This is a genomic window from Akkermansia sp. UNK.MGS-1, assembly GCF_000980515.1.
Classification (GTDB): domain Bacteria; phylum Verrucomicrobiota; class Verrucomicrobiia; order Verrucomicrobiales; family Akkermansiaceae; genus Akkermansia; species Akkermansia muciniphila.
The window spans coordinates 51,047-69,962 of the sequence record NZ_LBCB01000014.1; the positions used below are offsets into that span (position 1 = coordinate 51,047).

15 protein-coding genes and 2 tRNA genes are annotated in these 18,916 nt (G+C 54.9%); 15 read left to right on the plus strand and 2 right to left on the minus strand.

Going from position 1 to position 18,916, the window contains the following annotated elements:
* Window positions 1-177: 177 nt before the first annotated feature.
* The 5 genes from dnaK to WW58_RS08845 all read left to right on the plus strand — a co-directional run bounded on the left by dnaK (window position 178) and on the right by WW58_RS08845 (window position 7,221).
* Window positions 178-2,106, plus strand: coding sequence for a molecular chaperone DnaK (dnaK, locus tag WW58_RS08825; protein WP_022198274.1), 1,929 nt, complete (start codon window positions 178-180; stop codon window positions 2,104-2,106).
* Window positions 2,107-2,201: 95 nt separating this feature from the next.
* Complete coding sequence (groES, locus tag WW58_RS08830; RefSeq protein ID WP_012420445.1) at window positions 2,202-2,492, plus strand: co-chaperone GroES; 291 nt, start codon at window positions 2,202-2,204, stop codon at window positions 2,490-2,492.
* Window positions 2,493-2,534: 42 nt separating this feature from the next.
* On the plus strand, window positions 2,535-4,190 hold the full coding sequence (groL, locus tag WW58_RS08835) for a chaperonin GroEL (RefSeq protein ID WP_035196530.1): 1,656 nt from the start codon (window positions 2,535-2,537) through the stop codon (window positions 4,188-4,190).
* 175 nt (window positions 4,191-4,365) lie between these two features.
* Window positions 4,366-4,818 carry a PepSY-like domain-containing protein gene (locus WW58_RS08840; RefSeq protein ID WP_102739842.1) on the plus strand — a complete coding sequence of 151 codons (453 nt, stop codon included), beginning with the start codon at window positions 4,366-4,368 and terminating at the stop codon, window positions 4,816-4,818.
* A 171-nt stretch (window positions 4,819-4,989) separates the two neighbouring features.
* A complete protein-coding gene (locus WW58_RS08845) occupies window positions 4,990-7,221 on the plus strand; it encodes an inorganic phosphate transporter (RefSeq protein WP_046436994.1) in 2,232 nt (743 codons plus the stop codon).
* A 254-nt stretch (window positions 7,222-7,475) separates the two neighbouring features.
* Here WW58_RS08845 and WW58_RS08850 read toward each other — a convergent pair.
* Window positions 7,476-7,549, minus strand: a tRNA-Gly gene (locus WW58_RS08850).
* Between the two features lie 142 nt (window positions 7,550-7,691).
* Between WW58_RS08850 and WW58_RS08855 the strand changes: the two genes are divergently transcribed.
* From WW58_RS08855 to WW58_RS08900, 10 genes are all read left to right on the plus strand, one after another.
* Window positions 7,692-7,765 (plus strand) — tRNA-Gly (locus tag WW58_RS08855).
* A gap of 36 nt (window positions 7,766-7,801) precedes the next feature.
* A complete protein-coding gene (locus tag WW58_RS08860) occupies window positions 7,802-8,464 on the plus strand; it encodes a hypothetical protein (protein ID WP_046436996.1) in 663 nt (220 codons plus the stop codon).
* A gap of 24 nt (window positions 8,465-8,488) precedes the next feature.
* The gene (locus WW58_RS08865; protein ID WP_046436997.1) at window positions 8,489-9,703 is read left to right on the plus strand and encodes a hypothetical protein; all 1,215 of its coding nucleotides are present in this window, start codon (window positions 8,489-8,491) and stop codon (window positions 9,701-9,703) included.
* A 92-nt stretch (window positions 9,704-9,795) separates the two neighbouring features.
* A complete protein-coding gene (locus WW58_RS08870; RefSeq protein ID WP_046436999.1) occupies window positions 9,796-12,003 on the plus strand; it encodes a polysaccharide biosynthesis tyrosine autokinase in 2,208 nt (735 codons plus the stop codon).
* A gap of 11 nt (window positions 12,004-12,014) precedes the next feature.
* The gene (locus tag WW58_RS08875) at window positions 12,015-12,620 is read left to right on the plus strand and encodes a polysaccharide biosynthesis/export family protein (RefSeq protein WP_046437001.1); all 606 of its coding nucleotides are present in this window, start codon (window positions 12,015-12,017) and stop codon (window positions 12,618-12,620) included.
* Window positions 12,621-13,205: 585 nt separating this feature from the next.
* Window positions 13,206-13,739, plus strand: coding sequence for a hypothetical protein (locus WW58_RS08880; RefSeq protein WP_012420453.1), 534 nt, complete (start codon window positions 13,206-13,208; stop codon window positions 13,737-13,739).
* Window positions 13,740-13,804: 65 nt separating this feature from the next.
* On the plus strand, window positions 13,805-14,398 hold the full coding sequence (gene ruvA, locus WW58_RS08885) for a Holliday junction branch migration protein RuvA (protein ID WP_042449043.1): 594 nt from the start codon (window positions 13,805-13,807) through the stop codon (window positions 14,396-14,398).
* Window positions 14,399-14,625: 227 nt separating this feature from the next.
* Window positions 14,626-15,651 carry a type I glyceraldehyde-3-phosphate dehydrogenase gene (gene gap, locus WW58_RS08890; protein WP_012420455.1) on the plus strand — a complete coding sequence of 342 codons (1,026 nt, stop codon included), beginning with the start codon at window positions 14,626-14,628 and terminating at the stop codon, window positions 15,649-15,651.
* Window positions 15,652-15,818: 167 nt separating this feature from the next.
* A complete protein-coding gene (locus WW58_RS08895) occupies window positions 15,819-17,030 on the plus strand; it encodes a phosphoglycerate kinase (RefSeq protein ID WP_022196850.1) in 1,212 nt (403 codons plus the stop codon).
* Between the two features lie 241 nt (window positions 17,031-17,271).
* Window positions 17,272-18,240 carry a hypothetical protein gene (locus WW58_RS08900; RefSeq protein ID WP_128484592.1) on the plus strand — a complete coding sequence of 323 codons (969 nt, stop codon included), beginning with the start codon at window positions 17,272-17,274 and terminating at the stop codon, window positions 18,238-18,240.
* Between the two features lie 149 nt (window positions 18,241-18,389).
* Here the strand turns inward: WW58_RS08900 and WW58_RS08905 are convergent.
* A partial coding sequence (locus tag WW58_RS08905; protein ID WP_046437006.1) for a glycoside hydrolase family 97 C-terminal domain-containing protein occupies window positions 18,390-18,916 on the minus strand: 527 nt, incomplete at its 5' end.

Sequence of the window (18,916 nt, forward strand, 5' to 3'; positions counted from 1 at the left end):
AAACAGCGTAATATGATTATAATATGACATTTGCGTTTATTTTTCAGTATGCCTTGCCAGATTGGCATGCCATTTGCAACAAAAGAGGCAAGAATATGAGTTTGCCTGCATGATGCTTCAGGTCATGAGGAAATCAAATCTCAACGAAATCCATTCAAAACAATCTAAAATAACGATATGGCTAAAATATTAGGAATCGACCTTGGCACGACCAACTCGTGCATGGCTGTGATGGAAGGCGGTCAGGGTACCGTACTTGAAAACAGCGAAGGTGCGCGCACCACTCCCTCCATTGTTGCTTTCACCAAAAGCGGTGAACGCCTCGTGGGGCAGGCCGCCAAACGTCAGGCGGTAACCAACCCGAAAAACACCGTGTTTTCCTCCAAGCGCCTCATCGGCCGTAAGTACAGTGAACTGACGGAAGAAGATAAAAAGGTGCCGTACGAAATTGTGGAAGCTCCCAACGGAGATGCCTACATCCGCGTGGATGTGGGCGGTGAAAAGAAGACCTTTTCCCCCCAGGAAATCGCTTCCATGGTGCTGGCCAAGCTGAAAGCCGATGCGGAATCCAAACTTGGCGAAACGATTACGGAGGCCGTGATTACCGTCCCCGCCTATTTCAATGACGCCCAGCGCAACGCGACCAAGGCCGCCGGTGAAATCGCAGGCCTTAAAGTGCGCCGCATTATCAATGAACCGACGGCGGCGGCCCTGGCCTACGGCTTGGACAAAAAGTCCAATGAAAACATTGCCGTATATGACCTCGGCGGCGGCACCTTTGATATTTCCGTGCTGGAAATCGGCGACGGAGTGTTTGAGGTGAAGGCTTCCGACGGTGACACCCACTTGGGCGGCGATGACTGGGACAACGCAATCATCAACTGGATTATAGGCGAGTTCAAGAAAGACTCCGGCATGGATCTTTCCAACCAGCCTGACGCCATTCAGCGCATCAAGGAAGAAGCGGAAAAGGCCAAGATCGCCCTTTCCTCCACCCAGAGCTATGACATCAGCCTGCCGTTCATCACGGCGGACGCTTCCGGCCCCAAGCATATCCAGCTGACGCTGAGCCGTCCCAAGCTGGAACAGCTCACGGAAGACCTGCTGGACCGCACCCGCAAGCCTGTGCTGGACTGCATTGCCGCGTCCGGGTTGAAAACCGGAGACATTGACGAGCTGGTGCTGGTGGGCGGCATGACCCGTATGCCCGCCGTGCAGGAAATGGCCCATACGCTGGCCGGCAAGGAACCCCACAAGGGCGTGAATCCGGATGAAGTGGTGGCCCTGGGCGCCGCTATTCAGGGCGGCGTGCTTCAGGGGGACGTGAATGACGTGCTTCTGCTGGACGTGACTCCTCTGACCTTGTCCATTGAAACGATGGGCGGCATCGCCACTCCGATGATCGAACGCAACACGACCATCCCGGTGCGCAAGAGCCAGGTGTTCTCCACCGCCGCTGACAACCAGCCCGCCGTGGATATCCGCATTTGCCAGGGCGAACGCAAGATGTTTGAGGATAACAAGCTCCTCGGCAACTTCAAGCTGGACGGCATTTCCCCCGCTCCGCGCGGCGTGCCGCAGATTGAAGTGACCTTTGACATTGACGCCAACGGCATTCTGCATGTATCCGCCAAAGACAAGGGCACCGGCAAGGAGCAGAAAATTTCCATTCAGGGCTCCAGCGGCCTTTCCAAGGATGAAATTGAACGCGCCAAGCGCGATGCGGAAGCCCACGCGGAAGAAGACAAGAAACGCGCTGAGGAAATTGACACCATCAACCAGGCTGACTCCCTCTGCTTCTCCGTGGAGCGCCAGCTTAAGGATATGGGGGACAAGCTGCCCGCAGACCTCAAGCGTGAAATAGAAGACAAGGTAACGCGTCTCAAGGAAGCCGTCTCCAAGAAGGACATCACGGCGATCAAGGCTGGCAAAGAAGACCTGGAATCCCGTCTGGAAGCCCTGTACAAGGCGGCGGAAGCCGCCCAGCAGTCCGCCGGGGCCGCCGGCCCCATGCCGGGCGCCCCTGCCGAAGAAGAACCTTCCGACGGTCCCCGCAAGGCGAAAGGCCGCGTGGTGGACGCTGAAATCGTGGACGACGATAAATAAGCAACCCTCTTCCCGCCGGAGTGGGAAGCAATTCCTCCTCCGGCGGAACATTACATCCCGTATTACTCATCTACAACAACATCAAAAAACATACTATGGCAAACATCAAACCCCTAGGACAACGTGTGCTGGTCAAGCGCATTGAAGCTGAAACCAAGACGGCCGGCGGCCTGTTCCTGCCGGACACCGCCAAGGAAAAACCCCAGGAAGCCGAAGTGATCTCCGTAGGCACCGGCGGACGCGATGAAAAAGGCGCCCTGATTGAATTTACCGTGAAGCCCGGAGACCGCGTGCTTATTTCCAAGTACGGCGGCACGGAAATCAAACTGGACGGGGAAGACTACCTTATCCTGTCTGAAAACGATATTCTGGCCATCATCGGCTAAATGGCACTACACACACATTCAACATTATTTTAAATATTTAACATTATGGCTAAACAAATCCAATTTGACGAAACCGCCCGCCAGGCTCTGCTCCGCGGCGTGGAACAGATTGCCAAGGCTGTCAAGAGCACGCTGGGCCCTGCCGGCCGCAACGTAGTGATTGACAAAAAATTCGGTTCCCCCCTCATCACCAAGGACGGCGTAACCGTGGCCAAGGAAATTGAACTGGAAGACCCGTTTGAAAACATGGGCGCCCAGCTTGTCCGGGAAGTATCTTCCAAAACCAATGACGTGGCCGGCGACGGCACCACTACCGCTACCGTGCTGGCTGAAAGCATTTACCGCGAAGGCCTGCGCAATGTTACTGCCGGGGCCAACCCCATCTCCCTCCAGAGGGGCATCATGAAGGCTGCGGATTCCGTTGTGGAAGAACTCAAGAAGATCAGCAAGCCTGTCGACTCCAGCAAGGAAGTGGCCCAGGTCGCTACCGTCTCCGCCAACTGGGACGCTGAAATCGGCAACATCATCGCGGAAGCCATGGACAAGGTGGGCAAGGACGGCACCATCACCGTGGAAGAAGCCAAGGGCATTGAAACTACGCTGGACGTGGTGGAAGGCATGCAGTTTGACAAGGGATACCTGTCCCCCTACTTCGTGACTAACGCGGAAACGATGGAAGCGGTGCTGGAAAACCCCTACATCCTCATCCACGAAAAGAAAATCAACAACCTGAAGGACTTCCTTCCGCTGCTTGAAAAAGTGGCCAAGAGCGGCCGTCCCTTCCTGGTAATCGCGGAAGACATTGAAGGCGAAGCCCTCGCCACCCTGGTAGTCAACCGTCTGCGCGGCGTGCTGAACATCTGCGCGGTCAAGGCTCCCGGCTTCGGCGACCGCCGCAAGGCCATGATGGAAGACATCGCCATCCTTACCGGCGGCAAGTGCATCACGGAAGACCTGGGCATCAAGCTGGAAAACGTGGGCATTGAAGACCTCGGCCAGGCCAAGCGCGTGGTTGTTTCCAAGGATGAAACCGTTATCGTGGAAGGTTCCGGCAAATCTTCCGATATTGAAGCCCGCATTTCCCAGATTCGCCGCCAGATCAAGGACACCACGTCCGATTACGACCGCGAAAAACTCCAGGAACGCCTGGCCAAGCTGGCCGGCGGCGTGGCCGTCATCCACGTGGGTGCCGCTACGGAAACGGAAATGAAGGAAAAGAAGGCCCGTGTGGACGACGCCCTGCACGCTACCCGCGCTGCGGTGGAAGAAGGCATCGTTCCCGGCGGCGGCGTGGCGCTGATTCGCGCCCAGAAAGCCATTGACACCCTCAAACTGGAAGGTGATGAAGCAACCGGCGCCCAGATCGTTTATCGCGCTGTGGAAGCCCCGCTCCGCCAGCTGGCCTGCAATGCCGGCCGCGAAGGGGCCCTCATCGTCGCCAACGTGAAAGGCATGAAGAATACTGCCGAAGGTTACAATGTGGCCACGGACAAGTATGAAGACCTGCTTTCCGCCGGCGTGGTGGATCCGACCAAGGTGACCCGTTCCGCTCTGCAGAATGCGGCCTCCATCGCCGGCCTGCTGCTTACCACGGAATGCGTCATTGCCGACAAGCCCGAGAAGAAGAGCTGCAGCTGCGGCTCCGGAGCTTCCGACATGGGCGGCATGGGAGGAATGGGCGGCATGGGCATGATGTAAGCCCCGTCCGTTTCTTCGAGACCAAGGCAATCGGCTTCAAGGCTCCCCGGTTTTTCCGGGGAGCCTTTTTTAATATGCTTCATCAAGAGCCGGTTTCGGGAAAAAAAGCTGCACAGGATGTTCAGAATTTAGAAAAATATTGAATGATTATAGAACATATTTGTCTAATCATAACATGAAAAAGCTGCATAAGAACATATTGTTTGCGGCGGCAGTACTGGTCATGCCTTCTGCCCTGGCCGATATCCCGGAGTCTTCCGTTCCGGTTGCCGCCGTTTCCAGTGTCAAGGGTGCTTATCCGAACGCCGGTCCCATTGAATGGGACTCTGAAATGCATGGCATGGAAAGGATCTACGAAGCCGAATTTAGAATTAACGGATTCCAGTTTGACGTGAAGATTGCTCCTGATGGGAAAATTGTGAGGATTAAGGAAGAAATAGCTGCTTCCTCTCTTCCGGAAGCCGTCCGTGCGTCCGTTTTGAAGCGTTATCCGGGATGCCGGATTAAGGAAGCGGAAAAAATTACTGAAGGAGAACTTGTCCGTTACAAGGTGGAAGTTGCGGACAGCCGTGACGATTATGATGTGCTGATTGCCCCTGACGGAAATATCCTTCATGTGGACCGTTAGGATTTTTGTTTTTTACATTTAATGAAAGCGGGAGGAGGGCGGATGAATCCGCTCTCCTCTTTTTTTGAGGACCGGAAGCAGGGGCGTATGGGAAAATGTGACGGAATGTTCACGTTTTAAAACGGGCGTGCGGGAGCGGCCTCCTGTAATAGAGGGCCGTTTATTACGCATATGGACCCAATCTATTACTTTATCATAGGACTGATACTGGTGTTATCCTGCTTCGACCTCGTTGTCGGAGTTTCCAATGACGCCGCCAACTTTTTGAACTCCGCCGTCGGTTCCAAGGCCGCTCCGCGCAGGACGATTGTGCTGGTGGCCGCTTTGGGTATCATCATCGGCTCGCTGTTCTCCAGCGGCATGATGGAAATCGCCAGAAGCGGCGTATTCATGCCGGCCCGGTTTTCCTTCCATGACATCATGTTGATCTTTCTGGCGGTCATGTTGACGGATGTTATCCTGCTGGACGTTTTCAACACGTTCGGCCTTCCCACTTCCACCACGGTTTCCATTGTTTTTGAACTGCTGGGCGGCGCCGTGGCTGCAGCTCTCTTTAAAATTTGGTCCGGGGAACCGGGCGTCGCTCAGGAATTGTCCAGCTACATCAATTCCTCCAAAGCTCTGGCGATCATCTCCGGCATTTTTTCCTCCGTTTTTATCGCTTTCATTTGCGGGATAACGGTTATGTGGATTTCCCGCCTCATCTTCTCCTTCAACTATCAAAAATCCTTCAAATACCTGGGCGCCGTCTGGTGCGGCGTGGCCCTGACGGCTATCACCTACTTTGCCATTTTCAAGGGGCTGAAGGGAAGCACGCTGGTCACCAAGGATATGATCCGCCATCTGGACGACCATATCTGGCTGTACGTTTGCTGCAGCCTGGCATTCTGGACCGTTCTGATGGCCGTGCTCCAGAATCTTTGCAAAGTCAATATCCTGAAAGTATCCGTTCTCGCGGGCACCATGGCCCTGGCCCTTTCCTTTGCCGGGAATGACCTGGTCAACTTCATCGGCGTTTTTATGGCGGGGCAGTCTTCCATGGAAATTGCGGCCGCCGCAGCAGCGCAGGGGGCGGACCTTACCACTCTGTCCATGGGCGGTCTGATGGCCCCCGTCACGGCGGATTGGCGTTACCTGCTGGGGGCGGGCGTCATCATGGTGCTGGCCCTCATGTTCTCCAAAAAGGCGCAAACCGTTACGGATACGGAAGTCAATCTGGCGAGGCAGGGCGGGGGAGTAGAGCGGTTCGGCTCCGTCCCCCCGGCCCGCATGGCGGTGCGTTATGCCCTGAATGCTTCCCGCGCGGTGGAAAAAATCATGCCTTCCTGCGTCGGGAGGTTTATTGAAAAACGCTTCCGGCCTGTGCCGGAAGGGCCGGATAACGGTGCATCTTTCGACCTCATTCGCGCTTCCGTGAATTTGACGGTGGCTGCCCTGCTGATTTCTCTGGCCACGTCCCTTCGGCTTCCCCTTTCCACCACGTATGTGACGTTCATGGTGGCGATGGGTTCCTCCCTGGCGGACAAGGCCTGGGGGCGGGACAGCGCCGTGTATCGCATCACCGGAGTGATTACGGTGATTTCAGGGTGGTTCTTTACGGCCTTTGCCGCGTTTTCCATGTGCTTCATTGTGGCGGCCTGCATCCTTTATGGCGGTCTCTTCGGCATCATCGCCATGTGTTCTCTGGCGGCTTTCCTGCTTCTGAAAAGTTCCAGGCTCCATCGCAAAAGAACCCAGGCTGCAGCTCAGGCGCAGGCCGCCAATTACCGGGACCCGGCTGCCGCCGCACGCTACAATGAGGAAATTATTGAACTGATGAAGCGCATGGCGGAAATCTATGAAATGAATCTGGAGGCCCTGAACGTGGAGGACCGGAAGCGTCTGAAAAAACTCCGGAAAGAAGCTCGCGGCATCCGCCGTTCCCTGAGCGATAAAATGGCGATGGAAGTTATGCCCGTCGTCCGTGAACTCCCGGACAAAGAGGCCGACCGAGGCAAGCGCTATGTGCAGATGGTGGAATACGCTACCTCCGTCTTTGAATCCCTCTCCAACATTACTACGGCCAGCCATGCCTATATAGACAACAACCATGAAGGGCTGGATTTGGAAAGGATAGAGCTTCTGCGGGGAATGAACAGCCGTGTTTCTTCCCTCTACCCCCGTTTCCGGGAAATGATGGAAAGCAATGACTATACCGGGCTGGACGAATGCCTGGCAGGCATGGACGCCCTGGATGAGGAATTTGCGGAAGCCGTCAAACAGCAGATTATTCTGCGTCCGGAAGACGCCTCCGATATGCGACGGGCGCTTCTCTATCTCAACCTCCTTAATGAAACCCGGGCGATGATCCGCAAAGTGCTTCTTCTTGCTAAAATCCAGAGGAAATTTGTTCTTGGCTGGTAGCCTCTCCCTGTAATTCACGTCCGTGCCGGAAGCATTCGCCGCCGGCACGGACGTATTGCCCGGACTGTTCCCGTATTGGGAGAGGCTGCCAGGTCTTTTTTATTCACACGGAACAAGGCTTCTTTGCGGATAAATCATGTCTTCTGCCTGTGGGACAATGTCTTGAAAGGCCGTTTCCAGGCGTTGCCATGTATGTTGCCGTCTCAAGAAAACAAAAACGCAAGCTTTGATAAACAATAACTTGCGGAACAAACTGGTACGGGCGATGGGAATCGAACCCACGTCTCAAGCTTGGGAAGCTCGCGTCCTACCATTGAACGACGCCCGCATGAAATGCGGATGCCTATTTAGCGGCAGAAGACCCGGATGTCAAGACCACAGAAAAAACGTATCCTCTTTTTTGTTATTTTGACGCAGTAATGAAAAAAAACTTGTCTTATTCCGTGATTTGAACATAATGCGTTCGTTGCGCGGGTATAGCTTAATGGTAAAGCTCCAGCCTTCCAAGCTGATTATACGGGTTCGATTCCCGTTACCCGCTCCATTTTTTTATTAAATTCACTTGCTAAATACTTCCTTTATGAAAGCCAGGTTCGTGACAAAGGCGGCGCTTAGTGCGCTGGCACTTGCGTTTGCGGGTACCCTTCCCGGTGTGGCTCAGCAAACTGCTGCTCCGGCTGTTGATTCGGTTAAAGCCTCCGCTGTTGAAAAGGTTTTTATTGTGAAAATGGCGGATATTGTTCAGGCCGGATTGAAGGCCGGTGCTCTGGATGTGAAAGCAGTGTCCGGAGTTTTGAATGAGGCGGTTAAGGCTGACGTTTCTGACCGTGTGATGGGGGCGATGGTGTCCATGGCTGCGGGGGCTTTCCCTTCCAGCGCTCCTGCCGTTGCTTCCGCCGCTGTTCGGAGTTACGGATCCAATATAAGGGAGGGGCATGTGCGCAATGTGATCGCTTCCGCTGTTTCTTCCCAGTCTAACCCGTATGCGTCCGTGGCTCCCATTTCGGAAGCGGTTGAAAAGGTTCTGGGTAATTCTCCGGTAGCCGCTGCTGTTTCTTCCATTGCTGTGGATGTGGCAGCTCAGACCCCTGACAATCCTCTCTCCGGGGAAACTGTTCAAGGTTCTGGTCTGGCAAGTCCTGACGAAGGTATTTCTGAAGGGAGTTTGGTTCTGCCGGGCGGTCTTCCTGTGGGCGGCACGCCCACCAGCCCTGCTCCCGTGTCCAATCCTGCTGGCAATTAACCTGATTCTTATTTAATAAATAGCATGAAGAGTCTTTTTTATCTCTCCCTGGTGGCCGCCGGCATGTTTGCCGTCCATGCCAACGGGCAGTCTCTGTACACGCTGGCGGGTCCGGTGGGTCTGGAAGAGTCCCTTCCTCTCAAGTGGTTCTTCAACCTGGCGGGAGGGTATGACGACAATGTCAACGCCTCCAATTATAACAAGCAGGAATCCGCGTTCATCAGTACGGACATAGGGTGCTCCCTGGCCAACTACGATGCCGTGACCCAGTATTCTTTCTCCGCCAAGCTGGGGGGTATTTTTTACCTGAAAGACCTTGATGGCGGAACGAATGAAGCCCTTTCCAATTCCACGCTGTCCGCCAAACTTTCCCATAGTTTTGACCAGACGTTGCGTTATAACGGCAGCGTCTCCTTCGCATGGCAGCCGGAACCCAACTATTCCAACGGTATTGCCAATGCCCGCCGGGACGGCGACTACATTTACGTGTATGTTTCCAGTTCCGTGAGCAAGGCGTGGACTTCCCGCTATTCCACGACGCTGGGCGCCAATTTCTCCATGATCGACTATCAGGAGGATTCCGCCAAGACGGATAACCGCGATTATGTTGGCATGAATTTCACCAACCGGTACAAATGGACGGAACGCCTGGCTGTTTCCCTGGGCTGGACGGGATCCTACTGTAATCGCGAATACGGCAATAACGAATTTTCCAACTTCGTCATGGCCGGCGCTGAATACGCGGTGAGCGAAAATACTTCTGCTACGCTGCGCGTAGGTCCTCAGTTCAAGTATGTCGAAAGCTACGGAACAAAAACCTATCCTTCCGCGGAATTCGGCTTAAACCACCGCTTGAGCGACCGGTTCATGCTCGGAACGTTCGTCCGTTATTCCAACGAAGCGGTGAATACCTACATTCCTTACAACGGCGCCAGCTATTATTCCAATGAAACATGGCGTTTCGGGGTACACAGCACGCTGAAGCTGACGCACCGCGTCAGTCTGAATTGCGGAGTAAACCTGGTTGCCAGCGATTATACGCGTCCGAGTTCCATCAGCAACAGTGACACGTCCAACCTGACTTTCAATGCTACCGCCGGTATCAAGCTTCTGCTGACGAATGCCCTGGCCCTTACGGCCCAATATTCTTACACGAACGGTTCCTACAGCGGCTATAACTACCCGATGCCCTCCTACAACCGCAATGTGTTCTCCTTCGGCATGAATTACAGCTTCTAAGTCTTGACTGACCATTAATGCCTTTACTCCTCTAATTGCGAATTTTCATTCACAATTAGAGGAGTTTTTATCTTACTGCCTTACTATATTTCATGAGTGCCCAGGATCAGCAGAACAGTGATCGCATCGTACGCAATATTGATTATTTGCAGGTTTTAAAAAATCGCTGGAAGGAAGTCTTTCTTGTCTTCCTTCTGGTGCTGGTCATTTCCGTTGTAGTGACTTTCCTGATGCCGCCTTCCTACCGGGCGACCAGCCAGTTTCAGATTAAACTGCCCAAGCCTGTGATGGATATCGGCAGAGGGGGGGACGTAGTTGCCACTTCCAACGTGACGGCCAACTACATTCCCATGCAGTATTCCGTGCTGACTTCCGCCGAAGTGCTTAAAGTGGTATCCAGAAAACTGAACCTTGCCGCGGAATGGGGGATGACGGATGAAATGGCGGCGACTAATCTGGCCGACATGATCAAGGTGGCCCCCGTGCGCGCCACGGACCTTGTGGACGTCATTGTTTCCGGTCCGGACCCCAAACTGGTGCAGAATATCGCCAAGGCGGTGCCTGAGGCGTACAAGCAGGACCGTGAAATGCGCGAAAACCGTCTGGTGGAAACCGCCATCAAGAGCCTGAAGGATGTCCTTCGGGAACAGGAGGATGCCGTCAATGAAAAAATGATGGCTCTCAAAAAGCTGATTGCGGAGAGTTCCTACCTGCCCACGTCCTGGAGGAACGGTGAACATCGCAGCACCCTGACGGCCGGCATGGAAGAAGAGGAATTCCGGAATGCCAAGGCGCAGGCCATGGATTTTGAAAGGAGGGAAAAAGAACTGGCTTCCTATGTGCAGGAATTGCAGCGTCTGCCCGACGACAAGTTGCTGGATTACGTGATCAGTTCCGACCTGCTGAATGCGGAGACTGTGGGTGCGGACGCTCTCCGTAAGACCTATGCTGAATTTTCCGACAAGCTCAAGGAAAAGGAAAATCTGAAATCCCAGAACATCGGCGCCAGGCATCCCAAAATGCTGGCATTGCTGGAAACGGAAAGAATTCTGGGGGATAAGCTGAACAAGGAATTGATAGGCCTGCGTTCTTCCCTGAAGAGCAAGCTGGAAATGGTTGCCGCGAGCCGGAAGCACTGGGAGGCTACCGTCGCCCAAAAAGAGGAAGATCTTCAGAAGCACGTCCTGCAGGTTCCCATGTATGAACAGGCCAGCCGTGATTATGACGCTGCGCTGGACCAGCTTAAGGAACTGGACTCCCGATACAAGGATGAGATTGCCCGTTTGCGCGTGCCCCGTGAGGTGATTGAAATGTATCAGCTGCCGACCTACCCTGTTGCGCCCTACAAACCGAATGTGACTATTAACCTGGCGGTGGGAGCGGGCGCCGGTCTGTTGCTGGGCATCGGGTTGGCCCTGCTTCTGGAATTCATGGATACTTCCGTGAAAACCATGGAAGACGTGGAACGGGCTCTTCAGGTTCCCGTACTGGGCATTATTCCCAAGAATGTGCCGATTCTGCATTCATCCGATGCCATGGGGCCGGATGCGGAAGCCTACCGCATTTTGCGGACGAACATAGAATTCAACAAGAAAGGCCTGGAGGAAATTTCGCTGACCTTTGTTTCCGGCAGCGCCGGGGAAGGGAAGACCACCACTCTGTGCAACCTGGCCTATATTTGCGCCCAGGGGGGGTATGCCACCCTGATGATTGACGCCGACCTGCGCCGTTCCAAGCTTCACCGGTATTATGAGCTGGATAATGAGGTAGGGCTGACTTCCTACCTGCTGGAAGATTATCCTCTGGAGGAAGTCATTTTTCAGACGCCCATTGAAAACCTGTACGTCATGCCCGCGGGGCCTACTCCCTTTGATCCTTCAGGCGCCTTGAATTCCCGCAAGTTTAATGAATTGCTGCAGGAAGTGAAGCAACGTTTTGACATTGTGCTGGTGGATTCCCCTCCCATTCTGGGGGTCAGTGACTCCGCCGTCATTGTAAGCGAGGTGGATATGACTCTTATGGTTGTCCAGCCCCGCAAGCTGCCGCTGAAAGCCCTGTTGAGGCAGAAGCAGGTAATTGAGTCCGTGGGCGGTAACCTGGCCGGCGTGGTGATGAATAATGTGGACATTACGTCCGATCACCAGTATCAGTATTACACAACTTACTATTCCTACTATTCTGCGGATGGCTCTTCCTCCGGCGAGAATGCGGATGCCTCCTCCATGAAGAAGGTGGAACGTTCTGGAAAGGCCAAGGAGCTGGCAGCCACCCAGTCCCATGATAGTGAAGATTTGTATTAACCCATGGCTCCATGAAAAAATATATTTGTTCCATCCTTTGTCTTATGCTGGGCCCGGCGGGGCTGGGCTCCGCCCAGTCTCCGGATGCCGTGCCGCCCCAGGGCACCATTGAAATCCAGGTGCGCGGCATTCCCTCCGACGACGCTACCGCTATTTCCGGGCAGTATCTGTTGGACGGGAACGGTACGATACGCATGCCCCAGCTCCCTCCGGGGCAGGATGTACTGCGCGTGGTAGGCAAAACGGCCCGCCAGATTGAAGACATGCTGATGGCCGCCTACAAGAAGGCGGAGCTGTACACGGCCCCTACGTTTCTGGTGAAGGTGCAGAGTTCGGATGCGCGGCTGACGGAACACATCGTTCTGGTAAGCGGCGGTGTGGCTATGAAGAAGAATGTTTTGTGGCGGCGCGGCATGACGCTTCTGGAGGCAATTGTGGGCGCCGGCGACATCACGGACTGGGGATCCCGCTACGTGCAGGTGACGCGCGGTGGAAAAACCGTGACGTATGATTATTTTTCCATTAAAGACAGGGCGATTCCCATCCAGCCCAATGACCGCATTTTCGTTCCTCAGCGCGGGATTTTTGAAGGGCGTCCGGCAAAACTTCTTCCCTGAGGCATTTTTCCCATACCCGGCTTTCCGCAAGGAAGCCGGGTTTTTTATTGGGCCGGTTTTCATGATGGGGGAAATATCGGAAAAAACGCGGATGGGGAAACGGGGGGCAGAGTGAAGGGGCGTGTCGTCAGCGGTTGGTGAAACCGGGGGGCTTCTCATGATCCCTTCTTCAGGCTTCTTGCCGGAAATGAATGTTTTCGGGGAAGCCGTATGGTGGAATCGCGCAGGGAAAGAAGTTGTCTTTTGAAAGTTTGCGGCATCGGAAAGGAACGCCTGGAAAAAGGGGGGAAATTTGTTTCCAGCCCCTCTTGTTTATGGGAATGGAAGGCTTGAGATCCGGAAAAGATTAAGGGGGATAAGTTTCCCGATGGGCGCGTAGGCCCTTTTCACATTATTGGCCGGCATGGTCTCCGGGCATATATTGCGGAGAAATGAGTTTAGTATGAATGTAAAAAACAGAAAAACAAAGAAAAATGTTGAACATTCTTAAACTCAATGCATTTTTGGAATCTCCAAAATATGTTAGAGTTTCGTGCGGAACGGCTGCATGAGGCTTCGTAAATCCAATGTGAAAACCCGTTAATCATGATATACCGTTTTAAGAAAACATTCATCGGCGTGGGAGGGCGTGAATATATCAGCAACCCCAAATTGAGTTTCCCTGAACATGTCAAAATCCGCCGCCGCGGAACGAATCCCAGGTCCGGCCAGCCTTACACGGAGGCGGGTAGCGCATTTGTGGAGACATCCGCCGTCGCGGCACGGCTCTGCTGCAGTGCTTCCGCCGCGCGCCAGTATCTGCACCGCCACGGTGTCCGTTTCCGGGTGGTCCGCAAGGGTACGGGCCCCCTGGCCCTGTACTGGCGGCGGCTGGATGTGGAGCGGGTTCTTGCTGGAAGGGAGCCCGTGCGCCGCCGCGTGCCTCCGTGTTATATGGATATGGCCGGGGCTGTCAGCATGCTGGGAGTAGTGCGCAGCTATGTTTACAGGCTGGTGAAAAAAGGGCTGCTGCGTGAATACAGGTGCAGGATGAAAACAGCCCGTGGACTGCGCGTGCGCTGCTTTTACCACCGGGAGGATCTGGAACATGTCAGGCTGCACGTGCTCCAGAAAAGATGACGGAAGCGGTTCCGGAGGATGCGTTTTTGGCTTGCGCGCGGGCCGGATTGTGTCACGTTAAGGGTATGATAGCTTTTCTGCGCGGCACGGTGGCGGAATCATATCCCCAGCGGTTGATCCTGGATGTTCATGGGGTGGGGTATGAAGTGATTGTGCCCCTGTCCACGTTTGACAGGCTGAATCCCCTTCCCGGCAGAGAGCTGACGCTGAAAACCTACCTGCATGTCCGGGAGAACATGCAGGTGCTGTACGGTTTTGCCACGGATGCGGAAAGGGATATTTTCCTGCTGCTGATTGAACGTGTTTCCGGAATCGGCCCGGCAACGGCGATTGCCATTTTGGGTTCCCTGTCCGTGGAGCAGTTCAAGCAGGCGGTTGTGGGCGGAGATGTTTCCGGCATTGCTCGGGCCAAGGGGGTGGGCAAGAAGACGGCGGAACGCATCGTCCTGGAACTGAAGGATAAAGTGGGCCTGGCCGCCACGTGGGAAGCCCAGGCCCAGGGCGCTACTTCCCAGGCCGCCGGGGACGCGGAATTGGCGCTGATTGCGCTCGGGTTCAAGCAGGTGGAATCCCGCAAGGCGATAGCCGCCCATCTGAAGGACCATCCGGATGCAGACGTGGACGAGCTGATACGCGCCGCTTTGCGTTCCATGAATTGAAGGAGCTTCCGGAGGAAGGAAGGTGTTTTTGCAAGTTTTTGATTTTCATGAGAGAACATGTCCGCCTGGCGGAGTGTTCCCTGTTTGCGGGAGCTGGGGGAACATACTGCCATGATGGGGGAACAATAGTGTTGACGGCTGGTTGAAACGTTTTTAAACTTGCAGCGTCCATGGTACTTGAATAAGTCCGGGACTAGTAATTAATCAAATCTGAAGCCCTCAATCTTATGGCCAAATACGCTATTAACGGTTTTGGACGCATTGGTCGCAACGTACTGCGCGCCATGTCCAAGGAAGAACGCAACAAGGTTGTTGCCATCAATGACCTGACTCCTATCGAAACGATCGCCCACCTGCTCAAGTATGACTCCACGCAGGGCAAGTTTGACGGTGAAATTTCCATCGAGGGTGATTATCTGGTCGTTGACGGTCACAAGATCCTCATCACCGTGGAACGTGATCCCGCCAACCTTCCCTGGAAGGATCTGGGCGTGGACGTCGTTCTGGAATCCACCGGCCTGTTCACCAAGCGCGACGCCGCCAAGAAGCACCTTGACGCCGGCGCCAAGAAGGTTCTTATTTCCGCTCCCTCCCCGGATCCGGACCTGACTTTCGTTCTGGGCATCAACGACAGCGAATACGATCCTGCCAAGCACGATATCGTTTCCAACGCTTCCTGCACCACCAACTGCCTTGCTCCGATGGTGAAGGTGCTGGACGACAAGTTCGGCGTTGAAAAGGGCATGATGAGCACGATTCACTCCTACACGAACGACCAGCGCATTCTGGACCTTCCGCACAAGGATCCCCGCCGTGCCCGCGCCGCCGCGATCAACATCATTCCGACGACCACCGGCGCCGCCAAGGCCATTGGTGAAGTAATGCCGAACCTGAAGGGTTCCCTGAACGGCGCTTCCTTCCGCGTTCCGACTCCGACCGGTTCCCTGACCGACTTTGTGGCCGTGCTCAAGAAGGATGTGACCGTGGAAGAAGTAAACGCCGCCATGAAGGAAGCCGCTGAAGGCCCGCTGAAGGGCATCCTGGCTTACTCCGAAGAAGCGCTCGTTCTTCAGGACATCGTTTCCGACCCCCACTCCTGCATCTTTGACTCCGGCTTCACGTATGTGGTCGGCGGCAACCTGGTGAAGGTCTGCGGCTGGTACGACAACGAATGGGGTTACTCCAACCGCGCCGCCCAGGCCATGAAGAAGCTGGGAGACAGCCTGGGCTGCGGATGCTCCTGCGGCAAGTAAGTTCTTTCGGACAACGCTTGCTCTTCAGTTGCACGACAAGTCTTGCCGTCCGCCTGTTTCAATTTTCCGGCTTTCCTGGCCGGTTTTGCCGGGCGGGCGGGGATTTATCCGGGAGGGCAGAAATGCCCTCCCTTTTTTATTCATTGAACCAAACAATATAAACCGATATGGCTAAACTTACTGTTCGCGACCTTGACGCCAAGGGAAAGGAAGTCCTCATGCGCGTGGATTTCAACGTCCCTCTCAAGGATGGGGAAATTACCAATGACGCCCGCATTGTGGCTGCTCTCCCCACCATCAAGTTCCTGCTGGATCAGGGCGCACGCCTTGTCCTTACCTCTCATTTGGGCCGTCCCAAAAACGAACCCGATCCCGCTTTTTCCCTGAAGCCCGTTGCCGCTCGCCTTTCCGAATTGCTCGGCAAGGACGTGAAATTCGTTTCCGCCGCCATTGGCCCGGAAGCGGAAGCCGCCCGCGCCGCCATGAAGGACGGTGATGTGGTTCTGCTGGAAAATGTCCGTTTTTATCCTGGTGAAAAGAAGAACGATCCGGAGTTCGCCAAGTCCCTGCTGGGCAATGCCACGCTGTTCGTGAACGACGCATTCGGCACGGCCCACCGTGCTCACGCTTCCACGGAAGGCGTGACGCATTTTGCGGAAAAGAGCGCCATGGGCTTCCTGATTGAACGTGAACTGGAATACCTGGAAGGCAAGCTGGAAAACCCGGAAAAACCCTTTGTGGTGATTATGGGCGGCGCCAAGGTGTCCGACAAGATTGAAGTGCTTTCCAAACTGATGGAGAAAGCTGATACGTTCCTGATTGGCGGCGCCATGGCCAATACGTTTCTGGCGGCTGAAGGGTATGACCTGGGCGCTTCCAAGATTGAAGGGGACAAGCTGGATCTGGCCCGGGAAATTCTGGCGGCGGCCAAGGCCAAGGGCGTGAAATTCCTGCTTCCTGCAGATGTGCGCGTAGCCATGAAATTTGAAGACGGTGCCGAAACCTTCTGCACGGCTCCTTTCGCTGAAGGCGGCAAGGTGCCGGAAGGCGGCATGGCCATCGACATCGGCGACAAAGCCATTGAAGAGTTCTCCGCCATCATCAAGGATGCCAAGACCGTTCTGTGGAACGGCCCGATGGGCGTATTTGAAATGGACTGCTTCGCCAAGGGAACCAAGGAAGTCGCGGAAGCCTTGGCGGATTCCTCCGCCATTTCCATTGTAGGCGGCGGCGATTCCGTGACGGCAGCCAAGAAATTCAAGGTGCAGGATAAGCTTTCCTTCTGTTCCACGGGCGGCGGCGCTTCCCTGGAACTGCTGGAAGGCAAGGTTCTTCCCGGTGTAGGGGCCTTGACCGACAAGTGCTGCTGCGGCAAGTAACCGTTCATGGCCGGGCGGATTGTTTTCGCCTGGCGTTTAGAATGGGCTTTTTCATTCCCCGCATCCGTTTTCGGGTGCGGGATTTTTGATTTTCCGGCTTCCGTTGAAAAAGCGCGGGAGTTTTGCGATTCCGGCTTTTTGAATAAGGTGGGAATTCATGCTCATGCCGTCTTTCCATTCCGGAAAGGAAGGCAGTCTTTTTTTTGGGCTTGCTCTTAATATGCTCCCCGGTAGTCTGAGCATGATGAAACTGCTGCATTGTTTTCTGGCTGTCCTTTGGTGGTGTTCTCCTGTACCGGCTGCGGATATTCCCGATGCGGAGAAGGCGGAATATGGCGGGTATCCCGGACGGTACATCCTTCTTGATTCTCCTCAACCCGACCGGCAGAGCCTGTCCACTCCCGTAGCTGCCTATGTCCATGACAATGGGATGGAAGTAGCTCTCATTGGTGCTATTCATGTGGCGGAACCGGAATATTACGACCGGCTGAATAAGCTGTTCCGCAGGTACGATGTACTGCTTTTTGAAATGATTGGCGGAGAGGGCCTCCGGCGGGAAGAGGAATTGCGCCGCAAGATAGACCGCAGCAAGCCGCTGGGGGGGCTGACTCTGGAAGAGGCGCGGGAATGGAACCGGATAGTGGAATGGAGGAAGAAATGCGGGCAGGAGGAAAAGTCTTTTTTAATGGGGCTGCTGGGGGGCGCCTACAAGGAGTTGAGCAATATGCTGGGACTCCAGACCCAGCATCAGGGCATTGATTATTCCGCAGCCCATTTCGTCCATGCGGACATGACGCTGGATGAATTCCGCGAGGCGCAGGCCAGAAAGGGTGAAAGCATTGCCGGCCTGATGCTTAAATCCGTCTTGTCCTCCCTGGTTGAGAAAACCGGGACGAACCGGGCCGGTGAATTTGGATTGATGGCGGATTTCCTGGCCGGCAATAAAACGGGGTTGAAGAATAAGCTGATGGGCATGATGGCCAATGCTCCTAATGGTTTGGAGAATACCGTGATTCTGGAAGGCCGGAACGCCAAGTGCATGGAAGTGTTTGACCGTTGGAGCGGCAAGGGCGTGCGCAGGATAGGCGTCTTTTACGGAGCGGCGCATCTTCCCGGCCTGCACGGCGCTCTTTTGGAACGCGGCTACCGTCTTCGGGAGGTGCGCTGGCTTCCGGCGTGGAGCACCAGGGAGCAGGGTGCGGACGGGTAGCGCGGGGAGGGTTGAGTTTTGTTACTTTTTCCCCGGTTTTTCCAGGACGGGCGGTGTAGCGGCGGATGAACATGGTTTTCCGCCGCTCCGCCTTTGAAGAGGGAAGAAGAGGGGGGGCTTTTTCCCTGCCTGGGGCAGGATGCCGTTCTTTAGGGGGCAGGATGCCGCGTTCCGGAGGGAACCATGCGGACGATACCTCCGCCTTTGATACGCATGGTGAAGGAAAGGGTATTTCCGGAAGTGACTTTCCGGGTTTCCACGCTCCATCCGTCATTTTTTTCCGCCAGATCCCGGAGAATGGAGGCCTGGTATGCCGTGTTTTTGTCCAGGAAATTCAAAGGAATGGAAACGGTGCGTTCCCTGCCGTCTCCGTTCATCAGAGCAATGTACCACTGGTTTCCTGACCGCCGGGCGAAGGCAGCGCATTCCCCAATGGCAGACGGCGGAAGGACGATGGTTTCCTCCCATACGGAAGGGATGTTCCGGACAACTTCCCGTTCAGGGGAATCCTTCGGGAAAGCAGCTTCCATGTCCGCGGGGTTGGAGACCCAGTGAAGCATGGGGGACGTGTAAATGATATTGGCCGCCATTTGGAGGGTCCAGGAAGAACCGCGCAGCTTGGGGCCGTGGCCAAAGTAGCCTCCCGTGAAATCGGCGTGGCCGGAGACTAGGCGGG

Excerpts from the sequence above, each read along its gene's own strand:
- WW58_RS08870 (WP_046436999.1), top strand. The coding sequence starts at position 9,796 with ATGAGTGCCCAGGATCAGCAGAACAGTGATCGCATCGTACGCAATATT.
- WW58_RS08845 (WP_046436994.1), top strand. The coding sequence starts at position 4,990 with ATGGACCCAATCTATTACTTTATCATAGGACTGATACTGGTGTTATCC.
- dnaK (WP_022198274.1), top strand. The coding sequence starts at position 178 with ATGGCTAAAATATTAGGAATCGACCTTGGCACGACCAACTCGTGCATG.
- WW58_RS08840 (WP_102739842.1), top strand. The coding sequence starts at position 4,366 with ATGAAAAAGCTGCATAAGAACATATTGTTTGCGGCGGCAGTACTGGTC.
- WW58_RS08880 (WP_012420453.1), top strand. The coding sequence starts at position 13,206 with ATGATATACCGTTTTAAGAAAACATTCATCGGCGTGGGAGGGCGTGAA.
- WW58_RS08865 (WP_046436997.1), top strand. The coding sequence starts at position 8,489 with ATGAAGAGTCTTTTTTATCTCTCCCTGGTGGCCGCCGGCATGTTTGCC.
- WW58_RS08860 (WP_046436996.1), top strand. The coding sequence starts at position 7,802 with ATGAAAGCCAGGTTCGTGACAAAGGCGGCGCTTAGTGCGCTGGCACTT.
- ruvA (WP_042449043.1), top strand. The coding sequence starts at position 13,805 with ATGATAGCTTTTCTGCGCGGCACGGTGGCGGAATCATATCCCCAGCGG.
- WW58_RS08900 (WP_128484592.1), top strand. The coding sequence starts at position 17,272 with ATGATGAAACTGCTGCATTGTTTTCTGGCTGTCCTTTGGTGGTGTTCT.
- WW58_RS08895 (WP_022196850.1), top strand. The coding sequence starts at position 15,819 with ATGGCTAAACTTACTGTTCGCGACCTTGACGCCAAGGGAAAGGAAGTC.
- gap (WP_012420455.1), top strand. The coding sequence starts at position 14,626 with ATGGCCAAATACGCTATTAACGGTTTTGGACGCATTGGTCGCAACGTA.
- groES (WP_012420445.1), top strand. The coding sequence starts at position 2,202 with ATGGCAAACATCAAACCCCTAGGACAACGTGTGCTGGTCAAGCGCATT.
- WW58_RS08875 (WP_046437001.1), top strand. The coding sequence starts at position 12,015 with ATGAAAAAATATATTTGTTCCATCCTTTGTCTTATGCTGGGCCCGGCG.